The organism is Mesorhizobium prunaredense (assembly GCF_900156895.1).
Lineage (GTDB): Bacteria > Pseudomonadota > Alphaproteobacteria > Rhizobiales > Rhizobiaceae > Mesorhizobium > Mesorhizobium prunaredense.
The window spans coordinates 146,996-149,370 of sequence record NZ_FTPD01000022.1 but is presented as its reverse complement, the minus strand read 5'-3'; the positions used below and the strand labels follow the sequence as shown (position 1 = coordinate 149,370).

At 55.6% G+C, this 2,375-nt stretch carries 5 protein-coding genes; all 5 read right to left on the bottom strand.

Annotated features, from left to right (window positions below):
* Positions 1-76: 76 nt before the first annotated feature.
* The gene (locus BQ8794_RS37420) at positions 77-205 is read right to left on the bottom strand and encodes a DUF1902 domain-containing protein (protein ID WP_425293546.1); all 129 of its coding nucleotides are present in this window, start codon (positions 203-205) and stop codon (positions 77-79) included.
* Positions 206-614: 409 nt separating this feature from the next.
* Positions 615-923, bottom strand: a complete 309-nt coding sequence (locus BQ8794_RS17635; protein WP_143744600.1) for a hypothetical protein — start codon at positions 921-923, stop codon at positions 615-617.
* A 112-nt stretch (positions 924-1,035) separates the two neighbouring features.
* Complete coding sequence (locus BQ8794_RS17630) at positions 1,036-1,470, bottom strand: hypothetical protein (RefSeq protein ID WP_077379745.1); 435 nt, start codon at positions 1,468-1,470, stop codon at positions 1,036-1,038.
* Positions 1,467-1,616, bottom strand: a complete 150-nt coding sequence (locus tag BQ8794_RS35675; protein WP_167378778.1) for a hypothetical protein — start codon at positions 1,614-1,616, stop codon at positions 1,467-1,469. The genes BQ8794_RS17630 and BQ8794_RS35675 overlap by 4 nt, the downstream gene beginning before the upstream one ends.
* Positions 1,617-1,653: 37 nt before the next feature.
* Entirely contained in the window at positions 1,654-2,181 is a 528-nt protein-coding gene (locus BQ8794_RS17625; protein WP_077379743.1) for a hypothetical protein, read from the bottom strand.
* Positions 2,182-2,375 lie beyond the last annotated feature (194 nt).

The window sequence follows — 2,375 nt, the reverse complement described above, 5'->3', positions numbered from 1 at the left end:
GGTGCCCAGAGGCGGATTCGAACCACCGACACGCGGATTTTCAGTCCGCTGTCGATGATTGAAATCGTTGAGCTTTTTAGCTCCATGTCGCGTTTATGTTGCGTTTGCGTCGGTAGCGAGACCCAGGGATATCGTCGCTGGTGGCGACCCACACGTTGGCCTCTTCATACGAGCCGTAACTAGAAACTTCTTGCTCGCGGGGCATAGGGTAATCTCTCCAATGTACGTCCCCACGCCCTCTTGGCTTTAAGCGGTCATATGTGGCGTATATTTGGCGGTGGTTTCAAATCCCGCCTCGACGGATAACAGCGAGCCTTACGCTAACATTACGCGAGCAGAGCCCGCTCTGCAGCCGCCAATTCTTCTTCATCATCGCCACGCGGGAAGAGGTGCCCGTAGAGTGCTATGCTCGCCACGGCGATCGCCCCAAACGTGAGTGACAACGGCGAACCAACCCAGAAAAGACTGCCGGCCACGAGACCGAAGCAGATGGCGCCACACCAAAAGAACCCTTTCGGATCGGAAAATGGTGGGAAACCGCTTAAGAATTTAAGAATTCTGCTTCTGCTCAGCGGCCTCACGGTGGCGGTTTTTTCTGTCGGAGCAATCACTATTCAGCGTGCGTTAAACCAACCGCTTGCACGGGCGGCATCGAAGCAAACTTTGCTGGGGCGGGGACCCTTTAGTGCGGCTCTTAAAGCAGCAAAACCTCGTTTGTACTCGCTGGTCTTATCGTACTTGTTGAAGTTCTTCATATCAGAATACTTATACACGGAAGGACACAGCAGAAAAGCTGCCATTTGGTACCCGGCGTCGAAGGCCTCCGATCCGGCTTGGGCATTGGTTGACCCGAGCGAGGTGACGGCAAGGGCCAACGCAGCAATCGAAATGCTAGCAGTGCGAATGTGCTTAATTGTCTTCATAGTAGCCTCCATACCCGCATCGACACTAGCAGACAGCGGCGAATTCCTACAAGCACGCAGGATGGGAAAGCGCTCTTGTCCGGCCCGCGCACTGTGCCTCACGGTGGCGGGCTTACTCCTCCACCTCTGGCGAATAGTCCTCAGGTCGCATGAGTTTAGGTGAGGAAAGCCATAGATCGTGGAACGCGATCATTGGCGGCGTCCATGGCTCCCACTTGTCCATCGCACGCAGGATGAACACCCCTGCCTCAAAGGCCACCAAGGCCCTGGTATCCTCGGCTCTATCATGCTTGAGCCAGTTTCGCGTCTCGTTGAGACGATTCACCCAAGCCTTGTTTTCCGCCACTAGGCGATTTGGGTTGTCTCGAATGCTTGCCCAAAGGCCACTTGCTTTGCCGGGCGCCATGTCTTCAGCCGCCCCCGCCAGGGTGATGGTGACTGCAAATTGGCCTGCGTGGAAAGCGGCAATCGCCGCCTCAATCTGTTGAACCGCAGCCTCGTATCTCATGACGGTGAAAACGCGGTAGAACGGGCGGCTCTCTCTCATGCCGGATCGCCATAGCTTATCGCCAGCGTCTCCAACTCGACGGCAAAGAGCCTGCAGTCGGCCGCGATCTGTCGACCCAAATCAATTTGCTCGCCCACTAATTTTTGCATCCGGGCAGTCGACTCAGGGCTGTTCTGTTCAACCAATGCTGTCCCGAAGAAGACGCGCGTTCCACGAAACGAATCATTGCGTTGTCCCAATAAGATGAAGAAGCGCCGTGGTGGGTGGTCCAAGAACTGGCCGCAACGCCTGCATTTCTTCACTGGCCATCGCATTTTCGATTGCGTCGATGAAGGTCTCGAATTCCTCGACAGGCCTCGATAGCTGGCGTCGTTCGTACAAGTCGAGCGTGTTCCTAAGACCTCCTTCAATCCAAAGAAAAGTGGGAGTGAGTAGGGTATGAGCTCGCAAGACAGTAAGCGTTTCCGATCGCATGCTCATGCGGATGAGGTGTTCATGTCGCGTTTGCTGCCCACCATCAGACACCTGCATTTGGCGGATAGTCACAGCAGCCGCGACGACCGCTAGAATGCCCGCGATCAGTGTCTGCCATTTCTCCAGCCATGTTTCTACGCCTGGGAAGTCAGCCAGCGCCAAGCCAACGAATAGGCCGAACAGAGCAGCCACAACGTTGCTGGCGGCCGCCAGCCATTTGTCAGCGGCATGAGAGACAGCGCGGTGTTTCAAGATGATCCCCCATGTCGCGTTCATGTCGCGTGGACCTGCCGATAGTCGCAGGAAACCCTTGGAAATCAACGGTAGCAGGTTGCAACATGGCGCGACATGAAAAGGCTGGAGACGCCAAGTTGGCGACACCATAACGCTTTGATTTCATTGGGGAAAGTGATGGTGCCCAGAGGCGGATTCGAACCACCGACACGCGGATTTTCAGTCCGCTGCTCTAC